This is a genomic window from Pseudomonas sp. LSJ-87 (assembly GCF_032971465.1).
Lineage (GTDB): Bacteria > Pseudomonadota > Gammaproteobacteria > Pseudomonadales > Pseudomonadaceae > Aquipseudomonas > Aquipseudomonas putida_Z.
The window spans coordinates 14,943-35,899 of sequence record NZ_JAWJYQ010000007.1 but is presented as its reverse complement, the minus strand read 5'-3'; the positions used below and the strand labels follow the sequence as shown (position 1 = coordinate 35,899).

Sequence of the window (20,957 nt, the reverse complement as noted above, 5' to 3'; positions counted from 1 at the left end):
GGCTCCAACGACAAACAACTTTGTTCCGAGGAGCTCACCATGGGCCTTTTGATCGACGGCCGCTGGCATGACCAGTGGTATGAAAACGGCAAGGACGGGACGTTCAAACGCGAAAACGCCCAACGCCGCAATCAGCTGCCCGCTCCCGAAGCTGGCCGCTACCACCTGTACGTCTCGCTGGCCTGCCCATGGGCGCACCGCACCCTGATCTTCCGTGCCCTCAAGGGCCTGGAGCCACTGATCGACGTGTCGGTGGTCAGCTGGCTGATGCAGGACCATGGCTGGACTTTCGACCAGCAGCAAGGCTCCAGCGGTGACCACCTCGACGCGCTGCAGTATCTGCACCAGCGCTACACCCAGGATGACCCGCACTACACTGGCCGCGTGACTGTACCGGTGCTGTGGGACAAGAAAGAGAAACGCATCGTCAACAACGAGTCGTCGGAGATCATCCGCATCTTCAACAGCGCGTTCAACGAACTCACCGGCAATACGCTGGACCTGTACCCAGAGCCGCTGCGCCCGACCATCGAGGCGCTGAACGAGCGCATCTACCCGGCGGTGAACAACGGCGTGTATCGCGCAGGCTTTGCCACTACGCAGGAAGCCTACGAGGCTGCGTTTGACGAAGTGTTCAACGAACTGGACTACCTGGAAGACTTGCTGAGCCGCAACCGCTACCTGGCCGGGGAATACCTGACCGAGGCCGATGTGCGCCTGTTCACCACCCTTGTGCGCTTCGATGCGGTGTACCACGGGCATTTCAAGTGCAACCTGCGCCGCCTGAGCGATTATCACAACCTGTCGAACTGGCTGCGTGAGCTGTACCAGTGGCCGGGGGTGGCGGGCACAGTGGACATGGAGCATATCCAGAAGCACTACTACATGAGCCACAAGACCATCAACCCGAACGGGATCGTGCCCAAGGGGCCGCTGCAAGACTTCAACCTGCCACATGACCGGGAGCGGTTGGCAGGCAAGGGGATTTGGCAGGCTTGAGATTGCAGGGGCTGCTCTGCAGCCCATCGCGACACAAGGCCGCTCCTACAAGGGATCGCTATCTCCTGTAGGAGCGGCCTTGTGTCGCGATGGGCCGCAAAGCGGCCCCAACGATTTCAGCTGTTCTGCGAACCTTCGAACCAGGCCAGCTTGTCACGCAACTGCACCACTTCCCCGACAATCACCAGGGTTGGCGCATGCACTTCATGCTGGGCCACCAGGTCCGGCAAGTCCGCCAAGGTGCCGGTGAACACCCGCTGATTACGCGTAGTCCCCTGCTGCACCAGCGCCGCCGGGGTACTGGCCGCGCGGCCATGGCGAATCAGCTCGGCGCAGATGGTCGGCAAGCCCACCAAGCCCATGTAGAACACCAGAGTCTGTGCCGGCGCCACCAGGTCATGCCAAGGCAGGTTGCTGGTGCCATCCTTCAGGTGCCCGGTCACGAAACGTACTGACTGGGCATAGTCGCGGTGAGTCAGCGGAATCCCACCATAGGCGGAACACCCACTGGCCGCGGTAATGCCCGGCACCACCTGGAACGGGATGCCATGCTCGGCCAGTTCTTCGATCTCTTCGCCGCCCCGGCCGAAGATGAACGGGTCGCCGCCCTTCAGGCGCAGCACACGCTTGCCCTGCCGGGCCAGGTCGACCAGCAGGCGGTTGATCTGGTCCTGAGGCACGGCATGGTCGGCGCGACGCTTGCCCACGTAGATACGCTCGGCATCGCGGCGGCACATCTCGATGATCGCCGGTGCCACCAGGCGGTCGTACAGCACCACGTCGGCCTGCTGCATCAGGCGCAAGGCACGGAAGGTCAACAAGTCCGGATCGCCCGGGCCCGCCCCCACCAGGTACACCTCACCGCCCTGCTGCACCGGTGCACCGTCGACCATCGCCTGCAACAGGCGCTCGGCCTCGGCGCCCTGCCCGGCCAGCTGGCGCTCGGCAATCTGCCCCTGAAACACGGTTTCCCAGAAGCCACGGCGCTGGTTGACGTCCGGGTACAAGGCCTTGACCTTGTCGCGGAAGCGCGCGGCCAAGCCGGCCAGCTCGCCATAGGCGGACGGGATCCAGGCCTCCAGCTTGGCGCGAATCAAACGCGCCAGCACCGGAGCATCACCGCCACTGGACACCGCGACCACCAACGGCGAACGGTCGACGATCGCCGGGAAAATCACCGTGCACAGGGCCGGCGCATCCACCACGTTGACCGGCAGGCTGAGGGCCTGCGCATCCGCCGACACCTGGGCATTGAGCCCGGGGTCGTCGGTGGCCGCGATCACCAGCCGGCAGCCGACCAGGTCGGCTGCCTGATAGCCGCGCACCAGCACCTCGCCGCCACCTTCCCGGGCCAGCGCGGCCAGCTGGCCGTCGACATCCGGTGCCACCACGCGCAGCGCGGCGCCGGCATCGGCCAGCAGGCGCGCCTTGCGCAAGGCGATCTCACCGCCGCCAACGACCAGCACGCGGCCGCCCTGCAGCTTGTGGAACAGCGGCAGGTAATCCATTTAGCGGATAACCTCGACGCCGCCCATGTATGGCTTCAGCACTTCCGGCACACGGATCGAACCGTCGGCCTGCTGGTAGTTTTCCAGCACGGCAACCAGGGTACGGCCTACGGCCAGGCCGGAACCGTTGAGGGTGTGCACCAGCTCTGGCTTGCCGGTTTCCGGGTTGCGCCAGCGGGCCTGCATACGGCGCGCCTGGAAGTCACCGCAGTTGGAGCACGAGCTGATTTCGCGGTACTTGTCCTGGCTTGGTACCCACACTTCCAGGTCGTAGGTCTTCACCGCACCAAAGCCCATGTCGCCGGTGCACAGGGCCAGCACGCGGTACGGCAGCTCCAGCAGCTGCAGCACGCGCTCGGCGTTGGCAGTCAGGCCTTCCAGGGCTTCCATCGACTTGGACGGCTCGACCACCTGCACCATCTCGACCTTGTCGAACTGGTGCTGGCGGATCATGCCGCGGGTGTCACGGCCGGAAGCACCGGCTTCGCTGCGGAAGCACGGGGTGTGGGCAACCAGTTTCAGTGGCAGCTGCTTGGCGTCGAGGATTTCACCGGCCACCAGGTTGGTCAGCGACACTTCGGCGGTCGGGATCAGGTAGAAGTCGGCCTCGCCTTCGCGGCTGATCTTGAACAGGTCTTCCTCGAACTTCGGCAGCTGACCGGTGCCCTGCAGGGCCGGGGCCTGGACCAGGTACGGGGTGTAGTGCTCCTCGTAGCCGTGCTCGCCGGTGTGCAGGTTGATCATGAACTGCGCCAGGGCGCGGTGCAGGCGGGCGATCGGGCCGCGCAGCACGGCAAAACGTGCGCCAGACAGCTTGGCGGCGGCTTCGAAGTCCAGGCCACCGCTGACTTCGCCAAGGGCGACGTGGTCCTTGATTTCGAAGTCGAAAGCCTTCGGCGTGCCCCAACGGCGCACTTCGACGTTGTCGTCTTCGCTGGCACCGACCGGTACGCTGGCGTCCGGCAGGTTGGGGATGGTCAGCAGGATGCCATCCAGTTCAGCCTGGATGCCGTCCAGCTCGGTCTTGCCGGCAGCCAGTTCGTTGGCCATGCGCTCGACGTCGGCCATCAGCGGCGCAATGTCTTCGCCCTTGGCCTTGGCCTGGCCGATGGACTTGGAACGGGCGTTACGCTCGGCCTGCAGCTGCTCGGTGCGGGTCTGCACAGCCTTGCGGCGCTCTTCCAGTGATTCGATGCGCGCGACATCCAGGCTGAAGCCACGGGAGGCCAGGCGATCCGCCACTTCCTGAAGTTGGCCGCGTAACAGTTTGGAATCGAGCATATCGTTCTCTCGTTATGTGTAGGTGTTGGTTCAGAATCGGGTCAGGGACAGGCCGGCCCAGGTCGCGAGCAGCCCGCCCACCACGCTGATACCGGTATAGCCCAGAGCCAGCGGCACTTGCCCGCTTTCCAGCAGGCGTACGGTATCCAGCGAAAAGGAGGAAAAAGTCGTCAGGCCACCGAGGAAGCCGACGATCAGCCCGGCGCGCAGCTCGACCGGCACGATCGGCTTGTGCAGGAACAGGCCATAGAGCAGGCCGATCAGCAGGCAGCCAATCAGGTTGACCGCCAGCGTACCGAGATAGAAGTGCCGTGGCCAGTGGGCAGCCACCCAGTTGGTGGTAGCAAAGCGCAACAAGGTACCGGCAATACCGCCAGCGCTGACGGCGGCAATCAGTGCAATCACGGTTTTCTCCGCTGGCGGGGGCTGTTGCGGTCAAGGTCGGCCAGGTGGCGCAGCTTCTCGCCAATCTTCAGTTCCAGGCCACGAGGCACCGGCTGGTAGTACTGGCGCGGCTCGAGCTCCTCGGGGAAGTAGTCTTCGCCGGCGGCATAGGCGTCGGGTTCATCGTGGGCATAGCGGTACTCGTCGCCATAGCCCAGTTGCTTCATCAGCTTGGTCGGGGCGTTGCGCAGGTGCAGCGGCACTTCCAGCGAACCGTGCTCGGCGGCCTCGCGCAGGGCGGTCTTGAAGCCCATGTACACCGCGTTGCTCTTCGGTGCGCAGGCGAGGTAGGTGATGGCCTGGGCCACTGCCAGTTCGCCCTCGGGGCTGCCCAGGCGCTCTTGCACATCCCAGGCCGCCAGGCACAGGCTGAGCGCGCGCGGGTCGGCGTTGCCGATGTCCTCGCTGGCCATGCGCACCACGCGGCGGGCGATGTACAGCGGGTCGCAGCCGCCGTCGAGCATGCGCGCGAACCAGTACAGGGCGCCATCGGGGTTGGAGCCGCGCACCGACTTGTGCAGCGCGGAAATCTGGTCGTAGAACGCCTCGCCACCCTTGTCGAAGCGGCGGCGGCTGTCGCCGAGCAGGCTCTGCAGCATCTCGACGTCGATCTCGCTGCCGTCTTCAGCCAGGTCCGAGGCGTTTTCCAGGAAGTTGAGCATGCGCCGGCCATCGCCGTCGGCGGCGGCCATCAGCATCTTGAAGGCGTCGTCACCAACCCGCAGGTTGCGCTTGCCCAGGCCGCGCTCTTCAGTCAGCGCGCGGTTGACCAGCTTGCGCAGCGCCGCCTCGTCCAGGCTCTTGAGCACATACACCCGCGCCCGCGACAGCAATGCGTTGTTCAGCTCGAACGACGGGTTTTCGGTGGTGGCGCCAATGAACAGCAGGGTGCCGTCTTCCACATAGGGCAGGAAGGCATCCTGCTGCGACTTGTTGAAGCGGTGCACTTCGTCGACGAACAGGATGGTACGGCGGCCGTACTGGCCAGCCTGCTGCTTGGCCACTTCGACTGCCTGGCGAATCTCCTTCACCCCGGCCAGTACCGCCGACACCGTTTCGAAGTGCGCGTCGCAGAACTGCGCCAGCAGCCGCGCGAGGGTGGTCTTGCCCACCCCTGGCGGCCCCCAGAAGATCATCGAGTGCAGCGCACCCTGCTCCAGCGCCTCGCGCAGCGGTTTGCCGCGCGCCAGCAGGTGCTCCTGGCCGACGTACTCGTCCAGGTTGGACGGGCGCAGGCGAGCGGCCAGGGGCTGGGCGACGGGTTCGCTTCGAAACAGGTCCATGGCGAGCTCTGGTTACTCCTTGATGACGTCCGCGCCTTTGGGGATGTCGAACTTGAACTTGCTGTCCGGCACCGCCTGGTTGGCTTTCACGCCATTGAACAGGATGTTGGTGCGCTGGCCGACGCTGTCGATCAGCTGCATGTCGTTGATCAGGCCCTTGCGGAACGACACACGCAGCGAGTCGAACAGGGTGTCCTTGGTCTTCGGCTTGAGAGTGAAGTCCATCACTTCGCCCTGCTCCTTGGAGCTGATGTCGAAGCTCTGGCTGATCTTCGACACGTCACCGGACAGCAGCAGCGCCGGGGTCTGGTTCAGGCGCTGGTCAAGCTTCTTGATGGTCGCCTGCTCCAGGTCCGGGTCCCACAGGGTGACGTTCTTGCCGTCGGATACCACCACCTGCTCCTGCGGCGCATCGGTGTGCCAGTAGAACAGGCCCGGGCGCTTGACGGTCATCTTGCCGGATGTTTCCTGCAGGCTGGTGCCGCCGGCGTCCAGGGTCAGCTGGGAAAAGTTGGCCTCGATGGTCTGCGACTTTTCCAGCAATTGGGTCAGGCGTTGTACGTCTTGCTCACCGGCAAAAGCCGATACGGTGGCCGACACAGAAGCCGCGGCCAGGGCAGAAACCAACAGCATGCGAATCGCGCGCATGGGAGTCCTCATCGAGCATTGAAAAGGCCGGGCGCCACCGTTGGCGCCCGGCAAGGTGTTCGTCAGTCGCGCGGGCCGCCCGGGGCTATCACTTCCCGCGAGCCGTTGCTGTTCATGGGGGTGACCACGCCGGCCATTTCCATGGCTTCGATCATGCGGGCAGCGCGGTTGTAGCCGATCTTCAGTTTGCGCTGCACGGCCGAGATGGACGCGCGGCGGCTTTCCAGCACGAACTGCACGGCCTCATCATACAGGGCGTCGCTTTCCGAATCTTCGCCATCGCCACCACCGCCGCCGCCTTCGAAGCCGCTGCCGGCCTCTTCGACGCCGTTGAGGATGTCGTCGTTGTAGTCCGGGGCGCCGCGCAGCTTCCACGCTTCCACCACGCGGTGCACCTCGTCGTCGGAGACGAACGCGCCGTGCACACGAATCGGCAGGCTGGTGCCCGGCGGCATGTACAGCATGTCACCGTGGCCCAGCAGCTGTTCGGCACCACCCTGGTCGATGATGGTCCGCGAGTCGATCTTGCTCGACACCTGGAACGCCATGCGGGTCGGGATGTTGGCCTTGATCAGGCCGGTAATCACGTCCACCGACGGGCGCTGGGTAGCGAGGATCAGGTGGATACCGGCCGCACGTGCCTTCTGGGCGATACGGGCGATCAGCTCTTCGACCTTCTTGCCGACGATCATCATCATGTCGGCGAATTCGTCGACCACCACCACGATGGTCGGCAGGGTTTTCAGCGCAGGCGGCTCATCGTCCATGCTCTCGCGGCGGTACAGCGGGTCATGGATGATCTCGCCGGCTTCCTGGGCGTCCTTGATCTTGCGGTTGAAGCCGGCCAGGTTACGCACGCCCATGGCCGCCATCAGCTTGTAGCGCCGCTCCATCTCGGCCACGCTCCAGCGCAGGGCGTTGGCGGCGTCCTTCATGTCGGTGACCACCGGGCACAGCAGGTGCGGGATGCCCTCGTAGATCGACAGTTCGAGCATTTTCGGGTCGATCATGATCAGCCGCGCGTCTTCCGGGCTGGATTTGAACAGGATCGACAGGATCATCGCGTTCACACCCACCGACTTACCGGAACCGGTAGTACCGGCCACCAGCAGGTGCGGCATCTTGGCCAGGTCGGTGATTACCGGCTTGCCGCCGATGTCGTGGCCCAGGGCCAGGGTGACCGGCGATTTCTGCTCGTCGTACTGCGGCGTAGCCAGCACTTCGGAGAAACGCACCATCTGCCGGTTCTCGTTGGGGATCTCGATACCCACGGTTGTCTTGCCGGGGATGACCTCGACCACACGCACACTGGTCACTGCCAGCGAACGCGCCAGGTCCTTGGCCAGGTTGGCGATACGGCTGACCTTCACGCCGGCGGCCGGCTGGATTTCGTAACGGGTAATCACCGGGCCCGGGTGGATCGAGTCCACCGCCACTTCCACGCCGAATTCCTTGAGTTTGATTTCCAGCAACTGGCCGACACCGGCCAGAGATTCCGGCGAGTACTCGATCTTCTTCTGTTCGGCCGGGTCGAGGATGGAGATCGACGGCAAGGTACCTTCCACCGCGCTGTCGACGAACAGCGGCGCCTGCTTCTCCTTCATCACCCGCTTGCTCGGCTCCGGCGCCCTGGCGGGTGTCGGCGGCACGATCATAGGGGCCGCGGCAGGTTGTTCGCGGGAGATTACCGGCTCACGTGGTGCCGGCGACTCGCGTGGCACCACAGGCTCGCGCGACAGGGTTGGCTCACGTGGCTCGACCGGCTGGGCAGGTGCTTCTTCACGCTTGAAAATGCGCTCGCGCAGCGCCGGCTTGGCCGGTTCGCGCTTGTCGGCGGCCATTGGCGCGGCCTTGACCACCGGTTCATCCTCGCGCAGCTGCGCCTCCAGGCGCTTGCGTTCGTTGCGTGCTTCCCACCAACGGTTGGCGGCGCCCTGCACCAGCTCGAACAGGTCGAGGGTGATCTTGCCGGTCAGGTCCATCACCTTGAACCACGACAGGTCGGTGAACACGGTCAGGCCGAACAGGAACAGGGCAATGAACATCAGCGTGCTGCCCTGCACGTTCAGCAGGTTGCGCGCCAGGTCGCCCAGGCTCTCGCCCAGTGCACCACCGGCGGAGAACGGCATGCTCGCAGGCGGGTGAAAATGGATATGCGCCAGCGCCGCACCAGACAGCACCAGGAACACCAGGCCGATCAGCCGCCAGGAGAACAGCCAGCCGCTCCAGTCCCAGGGCTGGTGGCGTTCGCGGAAGATCTGCCAGGTCTTTATCGCCAGCAGCAGCGGGAAGATGTAGGCGAAGTACCCCAGCACCATGAACAGGATGTCGGCGAAGTAGGCACCGGCACGCCCGGCGGCGTTCTGCACCTGGTCGACGTTGCTGGTGTGGCTGAAGCCCGGGTCCGACGTATCGTAGGTCAGCAGCGCCATCCACAGGTACAGGCACAGGGCGCCGACAGCGATCAACGCACCTTCCTTGAGGCGATAATGCAGCTGCTGCCGCCACAGGGGGACGGGCAAGGGAGCTGGAGTTGCGGTGGATTTCTTCAAAACGCGTCTATTCCTGCGCGTGCTGCGCGTCCAATAGTGATCAGCCGACGGTGCGGCCAATGAACCACTACTTTTAACATTACTGCCCGCCAGCCGCCATGGCGGCACGCCAGATGGGGGTATGGCCGGGGGCGACTTTCATATAGCTGCAATTTGAGCATGCATTTTCTTTTGTGACAAAGGCTTATGCTGTGTTTTTGCACAGGTGTGACAGCAAATGTAGCGGATGGTGCCTGCTGTCTCATGAATGTGTAGGAAATTGCCTATTTTCATCGCCTGTGCCGGCCTCTTCGCGGGCTTGCCCGCTCCCCCAGGTACCCCCGCAGGCTTCAGAGCCTGCACATGGCCTGCGGGAGCGGGCGCGCCCGCGAAGAAGCCAAAGAGATTGACCCTGCTTTTCACCCGCGCCATGCTGCCCTCTCCCCTCCCCCACCGCACGATAGACCATGCTCACCTGGCTGACCCGCGACTCGCTGACCTTCCCGCCCCTGGAAAAGGCCCTGCACGACCCCAACGGCCTGCTCGCTGCCGGCGGCGACCTGAGCCCCGAGCGCCTGGTGCAGGCCTATCGCCATGGCTGCTTCCCGTGGTACCAGGACGGCCAGCCGATCCTCTGGTGGTCGCCCGACCCGCGCACGGTGCTGCTCCCGGACCAGCTGCACGTGTCGCGCTCGCTGGCCAAGCTGATGCGCCAGGGTCGTTACCAGGTCAGCTTCGACACCGACTTCCCGGCGGTGATCGCCGCCTGCGCCGCGCCACGCGACTACGCCGACGGTACCTGGATCACCGACACCATGCGCGCCGCCTACTGCGAGCTGCACCGGCGCGGCATCGCCCATTCGGTGGAGGTGCGCCAGGATGGCGAGCTGGTCGGCGGCCTGTACGGCCTGGCCATGGGCCAGCTGTTCTTCGGCGAATCGATGTTCAGCCGCGCCGACAACGCCTCCAAGGTCGGCTTCGTGACCCTGGTCAACCACCTGCGTCAGGCCGGCTTCGTCCTCATCGACTGCCAGATGCCGACCAACCACCTGCACAGCCTGGGCGCCCACGCCATCAGCCGCGCCGAGTTCGCCGGCTACCTGGCACGCCACCTCGACCAGCCCAACAGCGCCACCTGGCTTCCCTAGGCGAGTTCTCATAGCTGGCTTACACTTAAAGCAAAGTCTCACCGAGGGGGTTGATCATGACAGAGTTGGCGCGGTTGAAGTTCTATGCCACTCAGCCCCACTCCTGCAGCTACCTGCCCGACGAACAGGCAACCACACTGTTCCTCGATCCCAGCCAGCCGATGGACGTGCATGTGTACGCCGATTTGTCGGAAATGGGCTTCCGCCGCAGTGGCGACCACCTGTACCGCCCGCATTGCCAGAACTGCAATGCCTGCGTGCCGGCACGCATCCCGGCGGCACGCTTCATCCCCAACCGCCAGCAACGGCGCATCCTCAAGCGCAACGCCGACCTGACCGTTACCGCCGCACGCCCGGCGTTCAAGGAAGAGTACTTCGAGCTGTACCGGCGCTATATCGAAACGCGCCACGCCGACGGTGACATGTACCCGCCCAGCCGCGACCAGTTCTCCACCTTCCTGGTGCGCGACCTGCCATTCTGCTGGTTCTACGAGTTCCGCCTGGAAGGCCGCTTGATGGCGGTAGCGGTGTGCGACCTACTGCCCAACGGCCTGTCAGCGGTGTACACCTTCTACGAGCCGGACGAAGAACGCCGCAGCCTGGGCCGCTTCGCCATCCTCTGGCAGATCACCGAAGCCCTGCGCCAGGACCTGGAGGCGGTTTACCTGGGTTACTGGATCAAGAACTGCAAGAAAATGAACTACAAGACGCAGTATCGGCCTATCGAACTGTTGATAAATCAGCGCTGGGTCACCCTCAACTGAAAGGCATTGGCTTGACACACAGTTTTCGGGCATAATCCACGCCACTTTTTTGCCCGGTGCGGTTATGCGTCGGGCCAACACTGGATCCGAGGGCTCTACTGCATGTCGAAAGAAGACAGCTTCGAAATGGAAGGTACTGTCGTCGACACCCTGCCCAACACCATGTTCCGCGTGGAGTTGGAAAACGGGCACGTCGTAACCGCGCACATCTCCGGAAAGATGCGCAAGAACTACATCCGTATTCTCACTGGCGACAAGGTCCGCGTCGAACTGACGCCCTACGACCTGAGCAAGGGCCGCATCACCTACCGTGCGCGCTAAGCTCAAGCCATGAAAAAGCCCGGCCATGTGCCGGGCTTTTTTGTGCCTTCAGGATTGCAGGGGCTGCTTTGCAGCCCTTCGCGGGCACGCCCGCTCCCACAGGTAATAACTATCCCCCTGTGGGAGCGGGCGTACCCGCGAAGGGCCGCAAAGCGGCCCCATCTATCAAGCAACCTCAGCCGTGGTCTCGAAGTCGAACACCAGCTCGCCATCGCGCAGGTCGACGTGCACCACGCCACCATGCTCGGCCAGTTCGCCAAACAGGATCTCCTCGGCCAGCGGCCGCTTGATCTTGTCCTGGATCAGCCGCGCCATCGGCCGCGCCCCCATCTGCACGTCGTAGCCCGAGGCCGCCAGCCAGCCGCGTGCATCATCGCTGACTTCCAGCAGCACTCGCTTGTCTTCCAGCTGCGCCTGCAGTTCGATAAGGAACTTGTCGACGATGCTCTTGATCGTCTCGTGGCTCAGGCGACCAAACTGGATGATGGTGTCCAGGCGGTTGCGGAACTCCGGCGTGAAGCTCTTGCGGATGACTTCCATGGCATCGGACGCATGGTCCTGATGAGTAAAGCCGATCGAGGCCCGCGCGGCGGTTTCTGCGCCAGCGTTGGTGGTCATGATCAGGATCACGTTGCGGAAGTCGGCCTTGCGCCCGTTGTTGTCGGTCAGGGTACCGTGATCCATCACCTGCAGCAGCAGGTTGAAGACTTCCGGGTGGGCCTTCTCGATTTCGTCGAGCAGCAATACGCAGTGCGGTTGCTTGGTGATCGCCTCGGTCAGCAAACCACCCTGGTCGAAGCCAACATAGCCAGGAGGCGCACCGATCAGGCGCGACACGGTGTGGCGTTCCATGTACTCGGACATGTCGAAGCGCACCAACTCCACGCCCAGCGCCTTGGCCAGCTGCCGCGCTGCTTCGGTCTTGCCGACGCCGGTCGGGCCGGCGAACAGGAACGAACCGACAGGCTTGTCCGGCGACTTGAGGCCGGCGCGGGACAGCTTGATGGCGGTGGCCAGCGAATCGATCGCCTGGTCCTGACCAAATACGGTCAACTTCAGGTCACGCTCGAGGTTGCGCAGCAGTTCCTTGTCGGAACTGGTGACGTGCTTCGGCGGGATCCGCGCGATCTTGGCGACGATGTCTTCGACCTGCGGCACGTCGATGCGCTTGACGCGGTTGGCCTCCGGCTGCAGGCGCTGGTAGGCACCGGCTTCGTCGATCACGTCGATGGCCTTGTCCGGCATGTGCCGGTCATTGATATAGCGCGAGGCCAGCTCAGCGGCGGCGCGCAAGGCTTCGTCGCTGTACTCGATGTTGTGGTGGCTTTCGAAGCGCCCTTTCAGGCCGCGCAGGATGCCCACGGTGTCTTCGACCGACGGCTCGCTGACATCGACCTTCTGGAAGCGCCGCGCCAGGGCACGGTCCTTCTCGAAAATGCCGCGGAATTCCTGGAAGGTGGTCGAACCGATGCAACGGATCTCACCGGACGACAGCAGTGGCTTGAGCAGGTTGGACGCATCCATCACCCCGCCCGACGCCGCACCGGCACCAATGATGGTGTGGATTTCGTCGATGAACAGGATCGCCTGCGGGCGCTTGCGCAGCTCGCCGAGCAGCGCCTTGAAGCGCTTCTCGAAATCGCCACGGTATTTGGTACCCGCCAGCAGTGCGCCGAGATCGAGGGAATACACCACGCTCTGCGCCAGCAAATCGGGCACCTGGCCATCGACGATACGCTTGGCCAGGCCTTCGGCGATGGCGGTCTTGCCCACGCCTGCCTCACCCACCAGCAGCGGGTTGTTCTTGCGCCGACGGGCAAGGATTTGCGCCACGCGCTCCACTTCCTGCTCGCGGCCTACCAGCGGGTCGATACGTCCGGCACGGGCCAGTTCGTTCAGGTTGCTGGCATAGGCATCCAGCGGGTTGCTCGAAGAGGCGGTATCGCCGCCCTCTTCATCCTGCATTTCCTGGTCGTTTTCGGAATGCGGACCATGGCCCGGCACCTTGGAGATGCCATGGGCGATGTAGTTGACCACGTCGATGCGGGCCACGCTCTGCTGCTTGAGCAGGAACACGGCCTGGCTTTCCTGTTCGCTGAAGATCGCCACCAGCACGTTGGCGCCAGTGACTTCACGCTTGCCGGAGCTTTGCACGTGGAACACGGCACGCTGCAGTACACGCTGGAAGCCCAGGGTCGGCTGGGTTTCGCGATCTTCATCGTTGACCGGGATCAGGGGTGTAGTGGAATCGATGAACTCTTGCAGGTCGTGCTTGAGTTTGTCGAGATTGGCGCCACAGGCGCGCAGAACGGTCGCGGCAGCCTCATTGTCAAGGAGTGCCAGCAGCAGATGTTCGACGGTCATGAACTCATGACGCTTCGAACGAGCCTCCTTGAAGGCAAGATTGAGGGTGACTTCGAGCTCGCGGTTTAACATAGCTTCACCTCATACCCAAGTGGTCGGCGATTAACCGTCCTTCTCGATTTCACAGAGTAGCGGATGCTGGCTTTCCCTGGCGTATTGGTTGACCTGCATAGCCTTTGTTTCGGCGATGTCACGGGTAAACAATCCGCACACTGCCCGCCCTTCGGTATGGACGGTCAGCATGATCTTGGTCGCCAGCTCGCGGTTCAGATTGAAGAACGTCTCGAGCACTTCGACGACGAAATCCATCGGCGTGTAGTCATCGTTGAACAAAACCACCTTGTACATCGGTGGCGCCTGCAGGATCGGCTTGGCTTCCTGAACTGCAAGACCCGAGCCGTCGTCCTCATTCGATTGCGGGCGATCCTGATTGAATGTTAGTCGAATCTCACTAGGTGCATGCATGGAAAGAATTTCATCATGAGCGACAGGTTAAGGTTGTGGGTTGACTGCGAAGGGCACGGCCAGCGCAGGCGCCGGGCGACCTTGACTATCGGCAAAACGGTGTTACAACCAATAAGAACCCACCGTGGTCGATAAAGATCCGCGCAGTCAACCAGATTTTTCGCATGGTTCGTATGCGGATGAAGTGGATGATACTCCAGTGATGGAGTCCTTTGCAGAGGGACATAGGGATGGCAAGCGGTAAAGTCAAGTGGTTCAACAATGCCAAGGGCTACGGATTCATCAATGAAGAGGGCAAGACTGACGACTTGTTCGCTCATTATTCAGCCATCCAGATGGACGGGTACAAGACGCTCAAGGCCGGCCAGGCCGTGAGCTTCGACATCGTCCAGGGCCCCAAAGGCCTGCACGCGGTGAATATCAGCAGCGCCACTGCCGCCGCGGCCGCCAGGGCTCCGCAAACCAGCAGCACTGCCGACGCCTGAACTGCCGCGCCGCCTGCCGGTACACGAAAAAACCGGCCGCCTCCTGACTGGAAGCGGCCGGTTTTCCGTTGCCTTACATATGCTTGATCATTTCATCGCCAAAGCCTGAACTGCTCACCAGCCTGGCGCCGTCCATCAGGCGTTCGAAGTCATAGGTCACGGTCTTGGCAGCAATCGCGCCATTGGTACCCTTGATGATCAGGTCCGCCGCCTCGGTCCAGCCCATGTGCCGCAGCATCATCTCCGCCGACAGGATCACCGAACCCGGGTTTACCTTGTCCTGCCCGGCATACTTGGGCGCGGTGCCGTGGGTGGCCTCGAACATGGCCACGGTGTCGGACAGGTTGGCACCCGGCGCAATGCCGATACCGCCCACTTCCGCCGCCAGGGCATCGGACAGGTAGTCACCGTTGAGGTTGAGGGTGGCGATCACGTCGTACTCGGCCGGGCGCAGCAGGATCTGCTGCAGCATGGCGTCGGCGATGGCGTCCTTGACGATGACCTCGCGGCCGCTCTTGGGGTTCTTGAACTTCATCCATGGGCCACCATCGAGCAGCTCGGCCCCGAACTCGTCGCGCGCCACTTCATAGCCCCAGTCCTTGAAGGCACCCTCGGTGAACTTCATGATGTTGCCCTTGTGCACCAGGGTCAGCGACTCGCGGTCGTTGTCCACCACGTACTGCAGCGCCTTGCGCACCAGGCGCTTGGTGCCTTCCTTCGACACCGGCTTGACGCCAATGCCACAGTCCTGGTCGAAGCGGATCTTGGTAACGCCCATTTCCTCCTTGAGGAACTTGATCACCTTGTTCGCCTCGGGCGAGCCGGCCTTCCACTCGATGCCGGCATAGATGTCTTCGGAGTTCTCGCGGAAGATCACCATGTCCACATCGCCGGGTTTTTTCACCGGGCTGGGCACGCCCTGGAACCACAGCACCGGGCGCAGGCACACGTACAGGTCCAGTTGCTGGCGCAAGGCCACGTTGAGCGAACGGATACCGCCGCCCACCGGGGTGGTCAGCGGCCCCTTGATCGACACCACGTAATCACGCACGGCATCGAGGGTTTCCTGGGGCAGCCAGGTGTCCTGGTCGTACACCTGGGTGGCTTTTTCGCCGGCGTACACCTCCATCCAGGCGATCTTGCGCTTGCCGCCGTAGGCCTTCTGCACGGCGGCATCGACCACCTTGATCATTACCGGCGAGACATCGACGCCAATCCCGTCGCCCTCGATATAAGGAATGATCGGGTTGTCAGGAACGTTGAGCGAATGGTCTGCATTGACGGTGATCTTCGCGCCGTCGGTCGGAACCTTGATTTTCTGGTATCCCATGCTTGCACTACTCCGCTGTCGGGTGTGATTGGACATCATGCGATCCACTGAGCCTAAACCACATCTGCCGACCTGCAAGCTGTGGGAGCGGCGGTGCGGCGACCCGACGCGCCCGCGAAGGATGCACCGCCGATGCTGCGGCATTTCGCCACATTGCCGCTTAGTCTTTGGTCTTATAAATGGGCCGATATCACTTGGCCTTGCTGATTAGCCCGAATGGTTTGGTATACTCCGCCGCGACCGAAGGGTCATCGGGGCGATCCCTTGGAAAAATGCGGACCGCCCTTGGCCATGAATGGACACAAAGCCTGGCCACGAAGCCTGGACTGTTACCGCAGCCCAGCACTTGACGCTCGACTGATGCATCCACCATCACCGCTCGCAGCCTCTCGACTTTCCGCTCATGGCGTTGCCAGGGCGATGCGCCTACCCTGCGCACCACGAGACTCGAGCACGCTCAGCACACAGAGAGTTAACCCGCATGCCCACCCGTTCCAAGATCATCTATACCTTCACCGACGAAGCCCCCGCCCTCGCCACTTACTCGCTGCTGCCGATCATCGAAGCCTTCACCGCTTCGGCTGACATCGCCGTCGAAACCCGCGACATCTCCCTGGCTGGCCGCATCCTCGCCGCCTTCCCGGAGCAACTGGGCGCAGAGAAGCAAGTAGGCGATCACCTGGCGGAACTGGGCCAGCTGGCTACCACCCCTGAAGCCAACATCATCAAGCTGCCGAACATCAGCGCCTCGGTACCGCAGCTGAAAGCCGCGATCAAGGAACTGCAGGGCAAGGGCTTCAACATCCCTGACTACGCCGACGAGCCAGCCACCGCGGAAGAGAAAGAATCCCGCGCCCGCTACGACCGCATCAAAGGTTCCGCCGTGAACCCGGTCCTGCGCGAAGGCAACTCCGACCGCCGCGCGCCGCTGTCGGTCAAGAACTACGCCCGCAAGCACCCGCACAAGATGGGCGCCTGGGCTGCCGACTCCAAGTCGCACGTTGCCCACATGACCCAGGGCGACTTCTACGGCAGCGAGAAAGCCGCACTGATCGAAGCTGACGACAGCCTGCGAATCGAGCTGGTCGGCAAAGACGGCAACACCACCGTACTGAAAGAAAAGACTGCGGTAAAAGCTGCCGAAGTCATCGACTGCGCCACCATGAGCCGCAAGGCCCTGAAAGCCTTCATCGCCGAGCAGATCGCCGATGCCAAGGCTTCTGGCGTGCTGCTGTCGGTACACCTGAAAGCCACCATGATGAAGGTCTCCGACCCGATCATGTTCGGCGTCATCGTCGAAGAGTTCTACAACGACGTGCTGGCCAAGCACGCCGCCGCCCTGGCTGAAGTAGGCTTCAACGCCAACAACGGCATCGGCGACCTGTACGCCCGCATCAAGGACCTGCCAGCCGAGAAGCAGGCCGAGATCGAAGCCGACATCCAGGCCCTGTACGCCCAGCGTCCGGCCCTGGCCATGGTCAACTCCGACAAAGGCATCACCAACCTGCACGTGCCGAGCGACGTCATCGTCGACGCCTCGATGCCGGCCATGATCCGTGACTCGGGCAAGATGTGGAACGCCGCCGGCGAACTGCAGGATGCCAAGGCGATCATCCCGGACCGCTGCTACGCCGGCATCTACCAGGCCACCATCGAAGATTGCAAGGCCAACGGCGCCTTCGACCCGACCACCATGGGCAGCGTACCGAACGTCGGCCTGATGGCACAGAAGGCCGAAGAATACGGCTCCCACGACAAGACCTTCCAGATCAAGGCCGACGGCGTCGTGCGCGTGGTCGACAGCAAAGGCCAGGTTGTTCTCGAGCAGAACGTCGAAGCCGGCGACATCTTCCGCATGTGCCAGGTCAAGGACGCGCCGATCCAGGACTGGGTCAAGCTGGCCGTCAACCGTGCCCGCCTGAGCAACACCCCTGCAGTGTTCTGGCTGGACCCGGCCCGCGCCCACGACGGCGTGATGATCGAGAAGGTGCAGAAGTACCTGAAGGATCACGACACCTCCGGCCTGGACATCCGTATCCTGGCACCGGTCGACGCCATCAAGTTCTCCCTGGCCCGCATCCGCGAAGGCAAGGACACCATCTCGGTGACCGGCAACGTGCTGCGTGACTACCTGACCGACCTGTTCCCGATCATGGAACTGGGCACCAGCGCCAAGATGCTGTCGATCGTGCCGCTGATGAGCGGTGGCGGCCTGTTCGAAACCGGCGCCGGCGGTTCGGCACCGAAGCACGTGCAGCAGCTGGTGGAAGAGAACTTCCTGCGTTGGGACTCGCTGGGTGAATTCCTGGCCCTGGCCGCTTCCCTGGAGCACCTGGGCAACACCTACGACAACCCGCGCGCCAAAGTGCTGGCCAACACCCTGGACCAGGCCACCGGCAAGTTCCTCGACACCAACAAGTCGCCTTCGCGCAAAGTCGGTGGTATCGACAACCGCGGCAGCCACTTCTACCTGACCCTGTACTGGGCCCAGGCCCTGGCTGCGCAGAACGACGACGCTGCCCTGCAGGCACGCTTCGCACCACTGGCCAAGACCCTGACCGAGAACGAGGAGACCATCGTCGCCGAGCTCAACGCCGTCCAGGGCAAGCCGGCCGACATCGGTGGCTACTACGCCCCGGATGCCGAGCTGACCGCCAAGGTGATGCGCCCAAGCCAGACCCTGAACAGCGCCATTGCCGCCCTGTAAGGTTCGCTTGAAGTAACAGCACAAACCCCGGCCACGCACCGGGGTTTGTGCTTTCTGGGAAATGGGGTTGCTCTGCAACCCATCGCCGGCAAGCCAGCTCCCACAAGTATTGTGAATGCCTCAAGCTTGCACTGCACCTGTGGGAGCTGGCTTGCCGGCGATGGGCCGCAAAGCGGCCCCACCAATCTGAAGGGACATACAAATGACCTGGCAACCCCACATCACCGTCGCCACCATCGTCGAACACGAAGGCAAGTTCCTCTTCGTCGAAGAATTCAAAGCCAACCAGCACGTCTTCAACCAGCCCGCCGGCCACCTCGAACCCAACGAGACCCTGCCCCAGGCCGCCCTGCGCGAAACCCTCGAAGAAACCGCCTGGGAAGTCGAGCTCACCGGCGTCGTCGGCATCTACCTGTACACCGCCCCAAGCAACGGCGTGACCTACCAGCGCATCTGCTTCGCCGCCCGCCCCGTGCGCCATCACGCCGACCTGGCACTGGACAGCGACATCGTCCGCGCCGTGTGGCTGACCCGCGACGAACTGCTGGCCGACTCCGCCCGCTGGCGCAGCGAGCTGGTGCCACGCTGCCTCGATGACTACCTGAAAGGCCCCTTGCACAGCCTCGACCTGCTGCGCGACTGACGCGCCGCCGCAGGTTTGATAGAATCGGCGTTTTTCCCCCTTGATACACACCGGTAACCATGACCAGCCCAGCACTCAAAGACCCCGCCAAGACCCGCGTTATCGTCGGCATGTCCGGCGGCGTGGACTCTTCCGTCTCCGCCCTTCTGCTCATGGAGCAGGGCTACCAGGTGGAAGGGCTGTTCATGAAGAACTGGGAAGAAGACGACGGCACCGAATACTGCACCGCCCGTGAAGACCTGGCCGACGCCCAGGCCGTGTGCGACCGCATCGGCATCAAGCTGCACACCGCCAACTTCGCCGCCGAATACTGGGACAACGTGTTCGAGCACTTCCTCGAAGAGTACAAGGCCGGCCGCACGCCCAACCCGGACATCCTCTGCAACCGCGAAATCAAGTTCAAGGCGTTCCTTGACTACGCCCTGTCGCTGGGTGCCGACCTGATCGCCACCGGCCACTACGTGCGCCGCCGCGACACCGGCGAGCTCACCGAACTGCTCAAGGGCCTGGACCCGAACAAGGACCAGAGCTACTTCCTGCACGCCGTCGGCGGCAAGGAAATCGCCCGCACCCTGTTCCCGGTTGGCGAGCTGGAAAAGCCCGAAGTACGCGCCATTGCCGAAAAGCACGGCCTGGCCACCGCCAAGAAGAAGGACTCCACCGGCATCTGCTTCATCGGCGAGCGCCGCTTCAGCGACTTCCTCAAGCAATACCTGCCGGCCCAGCCGGGCAACATCGAGACCACCGACGGTGAAGTGATCGGCCGCCACCACGGCCTGATGTACCACACCATCGGCCAGCGCCAGGGCCTGGGCATTGGCGGCCTGAAGGACGCCGGTGACGAGCCGTGGTACGTGCTGCACAAGGACCTGACCCGCAACGTGCTGGTGGTCGGCCAGGGCAATGAACACCCGTGGTTGTTCTCCCGCGCCCTGCTCGCTTCGGAAATCTTCTGGGTCAACCCGGTCGACCTCGGCAGCCCGCGCCAGCTTACCGCCAAGGTGCGCTACCGCCAGAGCGACCAGCAGTGCACCCTGGAACTGACCGAAAGCGGTTACCGCGCAGTGTTCGACGAACCGCAACGCGCCGTTACCCCAGGCCAGTCGGTGGTGTTCTACGACGGCGAAGTGTGCCTGGGCGGCGGCGTGATCGAAGCCGCCGAGCCGTGGAGCCCGCGCGCATGAGCAACCTGCAGGAGCAGCTGATTGCGTTGGGCGGTGTGTTCCAGGCCGCCGTACTGGTCGACCGCATTGCCCGCACCGGCCAGGCCAGCGAGGCCAACATCGGCTGCATGCTCGGCAGCCTGCTGGTCCGCGACCCCAAGGACACCCTGGAGGTGTTCGGCGGTGACGACCTGAACCTGCGCGACGGCTATCGCGCGCTGGTCGGCGCGCTGGAGCGCGACCCCAGCAGCCTGCAGCGCGAGCCGCTGCGCTACGCCCTGTCGATGCTGGGCCTGGAGCGCCAGCTGAACAAGCGCGGCGACCTGCTCGACACCATCGGCAACCGCCTGCCGCAAATCCAGTCCCAGGCCGAGCATTTTGGCCTGGTTCATGAAAACGTCATCGCTTCCAGTGGAGCCTTGTACCAGGACACCCTGAGCACCTTGCGCCAGCGCATCCAGGTACATGGCGACATGCGCTTCCTGCAGCAGGCCAGCAACGCCTCGAAGATCCGCGCCCTGCTGCTGGCCGGCATCCGCGCCGCACGCCTGTGGCGCCAGCTGGGCGGGCACCGCTGGCAGCTGGTATTCAGCCGGCGCAAGCTGTTGAACGAACTGTACGACATGATGCGCAGCCCCTCCTGACAGGGGCTGACAGTTCCGGCCTCATCGCCGGCAAGCCAGCTCCCACAGGATATGCACTGTGCTCAAGACCGGTGCAATACCTGTGGGAGCTGGCTTGCCGGCGATAGGGCCAGAACAGGCAAGCACAATGCACAGCTGATTTATGGCCCGACCTTTGGTCAGCCACCCGACCTGAGCGCATTTTTCATGTATGATATGCGCCCTTCCAAAAGCCTGACTGTCCGAGAAC

19 protein-coding genes are annotated in these 20,957 nt (G+C 63.3%); 9 read left to right on the top strand and 10 right to left on the bottom strand.

Translation table 11 applies throughout. The annotated features are described in order from the left end of the window. Positions 1 to 39: 39 nt before the first annotated feature. A complete protein-coding gene (locus RYH74_RS07770; protein WP_013973281.1) occupies positions 40 to 999 on the top strand; it encodes a glutathione S-transferase family protein in 960 nt (319 codons plus the stop codon). Positions 1,000 to 1,115: 116 nt separating this feature from the next. Here the strand turns inward: RYH74_RS07770 and cysG are convergent, their stop codons facing one another. The 7 genes from cysG to RYH74_RS07735 form a co-directional block, all read right to left on the bottom strand. Beyond that, entirely contained in the window at positions 1,116 to 2,507 is a 1,392-nt protein-coding gene (cysG, locus tag RYH74_RS07765; protein ID WP_025339769.1) for a siroheme synthase CysG, read from the bottom strand. Then, complete coding sequence (serS, locus tag RYH74_RS07760) at positions 2,508 to 3,788, bottom strand: serine--tRNA ligase (protein WP_025339770.1); 1,281 nt, start codon at positions 3,786 to 3,788, stop codon at positions 2,508 to 2,510. Between the two features lie 30 nt (positions 3,789 to 3,818). Continuing rightward, complete coding sequence (gene crcB / locus RYH74_RS07755) at positions 3,819 to 4,193, bottom strand: fluoride efflux transporter CrcB (protein ID WP_075045642.1); 375 nt, start codon at positions 4,191 to 4,193, stop codon at positions 3,819 to 3,821. Next, positions 4,190 to 5,515, bottom strand: a complete 1,326-nt coding sequence (locus tag RYH74_RS07750) for a replication-associated recombination protein A (protein WP_013973284.1) — start codon at positions 5,513 to 5,515, stop codon at positions 4,190 to 4,192. The genes crcB and RYH74_RS07750 overlap by 4 nt, the downstream gene beginning before the upstream one ends. A 12-nt stretch (positions 5,516 to 5,527) precedes the next feature. Further along, positions 5,528 to 6,163, bottom strand: a complete 636-nt coding sequence (gene lolA, locus RYH74_RS07745) for an outer membrane lipoprotein chaperone LolA (RefSeq protein ID WP_003258873.1) — start codon at positions 6,161 to 6,163, stop codon at positions 5,528 to 5,530. Positions 6,164 to 6,225: 62 nt separating this feature from the next. After that, positions 6,226 to 8,775, bottom strand: coding sequence for a DNA translocase FtsK (locus RYH74_RS07740; protein ID WP_371257947.1), 2,550 nt, complete (start codon positions 8,773 to 8,775; stop codon positions 6,226 to 6,228). A 78-nt stretch (positions 8,776 to 8,853) separates the two neighbouring features. After that, positions 8,854 to 9,126 carry a hypothetical protein gene (locus RYH74_RS07735; RefSeq protein ID WP_128637283.1) on the bottom strand — a complete coding sequence of 91 codons (273 nt, stop codon included), beginning with the start codon at positions 9,124 to 9,126 and terminating at the stop codon, positions 8,854 to 8,856. Positions 9,127 to 9,161: 35 nt separating this feature from the next. Here RYH74_RS07735 and aat point away from each other — a divergent pair, with 35 nt between their 5' ends. From aat to infA, 3 genes are all read left to right on the top strand, one after another. Further along, a complete protein-coding gene (aat, locus tag RYH74_RS07730; RefSeq protein WP_075045644.1) occupies positions 9,162 to 9,842 on the top strand; it encodes a leucyl/phenylalanyl-tRNA--protein transferase in 681 nt (226 codons plus the stop codon). 56 nt (positions 9,843 to 9,898) lie between these two features. Continuing rightward, positions 9,899 to 10,606 (top strand): arginyltransferase, encoded by a 708-nt coding sequence (locus tag RYH74_RS07725; RefSeq protein ID WP_013973288.1) that lies wholly within the window; start codon positions 9,899 to 9,901, stop codon positions 10,604 to 10,606. A gap of 102 nt (positions 10,607 to 10,708) precedes the next feature. After that, on the top strand, positions 10,709 to 10,927 hold the full coding sequence (infA, locus tag RYH74_RS07720; RefSeq protein ID WP_002553999.1) for a translation initiation factor IF-1: 219 nt from the start codon (positions 10,709 to 10,711) through the stop codon (positions 10,925 to 10,927). A gap of 165 nt (positions 10,928 to 11,092) precedes the next feature. Here the strand turns inward: infA and clpA are convergent, their stop codons facing one another. Together clpA and clpS are read right to left on the bottom strand one after the other, a co-directional pair. Continuing rightward, positions 11,093 to 13,363: an ATP-dependent Clp protease ATP-binding subunit ClpA gene (gene clpA / locus RYH74_RS07715; protein ID WP_025339774.1), complete on the bottom strand. Its 2,271-nt coding sequence runs from the start codon at positions 13,361 to 13,363 to the stop codon at positions 11,093 to 11,095. Between the two features lie 30 nt (positions 13,364 to 13,393). After that, positions 13,394 to 13,756: an ATP-dependent Clp protease adapter ClpS gene (gene clpS / locus RYH74_RS07710; RefSeq protein WP_013973290.1), complete on the bottom strand. Its 363-nt coding sequence runs from the start codon at positions 13,754 to 13,756 to the stop codon at positions 13,394 to 13,396. A gap of 230 nt (positions 13,757 to 13,986) precedes the next feature. Between clpS and cspD the strand changes: the two genes are divergently transcribed. Further along, positions 13,987 to 14,241 carry a cold shock domain-containing protein CspD gene (cspD, locus tag RYH74_RS07705; RefSeq protein ID WP_085614900.1) on the top strand — a complete coding sequence of 85 codons (255 nt, stop codon included), beginning with the start codon at positions 13,987 to 13,989 and terminating at the stop codon, positions 14,239 to 14,241. Positions 14,242 to 14,314: 73 nt separating this feature from the next. Here the strand turns inward: cspD and icd are convergent, their stop codons facing one another. Continuing rightward, entirely contained in the window at positions 14,315 to 15,571 is a 1,257-nt protein-coding gene (gene icd / locus RYH74_RS07700; protein WP_025339776.1) for an NADP-dependent isocitrate dehydrogenase, read from the bottom strand. A 481-nt stretch (positions 15,572 to 16,052) separates the two neighbouring features. Here icd and RYH74_RS07695 point away from each other — a divergent pair, with 481 nt between their 5' ends. From RYH74_RS07695 to hflD, 4 genes are all read left to right on the top strand, one after another. Beyond that, complete coding sequence (locus tag RYH74_RS07695; protein ID WP_085664675.1) at positions 16,053 to 18,278, top strand: NADP-dependent isocitrate dehydrogenase; 2,226 nt, start codon at positions 16,053 to 16,055, stop codon at positions 18,276 to 18,278. A 202-nt stretch (positions 18,279 to 18,480) separates the two neighbouring features. Next, positions 18,481 to 18,921, top strand: a complete 441-nt coding sequence (locus RYH74_RS07690; protein WP_317409197.1) for an NUDIX hydrolase — start codon at positions 18,481 to 18,483, stop codon at positions 18,919 to 18,921. A 59-nt stretch (positions 18,922 to 18,980) separates the two neighbouring features. Next, entirely contained in the window at positions 18,981 to 20,105 is a 1,125-nt protein-coding gene (gene mnmA, locus RYH74_RS07685; RefSeq protein ID WP_075045646.1) for a tRNA 2-thiouridine(34) synthase MnmA, read from the top strand. Further along, a complete protein-coding gene (hflD, locus tag RYH74_RS07680) occupies positions 20,102 to 20,728 on the top strand; it encodes a high frequency lysogenization protein HflD (RefSeq protein ID WP_015270973.1) in 627 nt (208 codons plus the stop codon). Before mnmA ends, hflD begins: the two co-directional genes overlap by 4 nt. The last annotated feature ends 229 nt before the right edge of the window (positions 20,729 to 20,957 follow it).

Coding starts and splice junctions, on each gene's coding strand:
- RYH74_RS07770 (WP_013973281.1), top strand. CDS start 40: ATGGGCCTTTTGATCGACGGCCGCTGGCATGACCAGTGGTATGAAAAC.
- cysG (WP_025339769.1), bottom strand. CDS start 2,507: ATGGATTACCTGCCGCTGTTCCACAAGCTGCAGGGCGGCCGCGTGCTG.
- serS (WP_025339770.1), bottom strand. CDS start 3,788: ATGCTCGATTCCAAACTGTTACGCGGCCAACTTCAGGAAGTGGCGGAT.
- RYH74_RS07750 (WP_013973284.1), bottom strand. CDS start 5,515: ATGGACCTGTTTCGAAGCGAACCCGTCGCCCAGCCCCTGGCCGCTCGC.
- lolA (WP_003258873.1), bottom strand. CDS start 6,163: ATGCGCGCGATTCGCATGCTGTTGGTTTCTGCCCTGGCCGCGGCTTCT.
- RYH74_RS07735 (WP_128637283.1), bottom strand. CDS start 9,126: ATGGCGCGGGTGAAAAGCAGGGTCAATCTCTTTGGCTTCTTCGCGGGC.
- aat (WP_075045644.1), top strand. CDS start 9,162: ATGCTCACCTGGCTGACCCGCGACTCGCTGACCTTCCCGCCCCTGGAA.
- RYH74_RS07725 (WP_013973288.1), top strand. CDS start 9,899: ATGACAGAGTTGGCGCGGTTGAAGTTCTATGCCACTCAGCCCCACTCC.
- infA (WP_002553999.1), top strand. CDS start 10,709: ATGTCGAAAGAAGACAGCTTCGAAATGGAAGGTACTGTCGTCGACACC.
- clpA (WP_025339774.1), bottom strand. CDS start 13,363: ATGTTAAACCGCGAGCTCGAAGTCACCCTCAATCTTGCCTTCAAGGAG.
- clpS (WP_013973290.1), bottom strand. CDS start 13,756: ATGCATGCACCTAGTGAGATTCGACTAACATTCAATCAGGATCGCCCG.
- cspD (WP_085614900.1), top strand. CDS start 13,987: ATGGCAAGCGGTAAAGTCAAGTGGTTCAACAATGCCAAGGGCTACGGA.
- icd (WP_025339776.1), bottom strand. CDS start 15,571: ATGGGATACCAGAAAATCAAGGTTCCGACCGACGGCGCGAAGATCACC.
- RYH74_RS07695 (WP_085664675.1), top strand. CDS start 16,053: ATGCCCACCCGTTCCAAGATCATCTATACCTTCACCGACGAAGCCCCC.
- RYH74_RS07690 (WP_317409197.1), top strand. CDS start 18,481: ATGACCTGGCAACCCCACATCACCGTCGCCACCATCGTCGAACACGAA.
- mnmA (WP_075045646.1), top strand. CDS start 18,981: ATGACCAGCCCAGCACTCAAAGACCCCGCCAAGACCCGCGTTATCGTC.
- hflD (WP_015270973.1), top strand. CDS start 20,102: ATGAGCAACCTGCAGGAGCAGCTGATTGCGTTGGGCGGTGTGTTCCAG.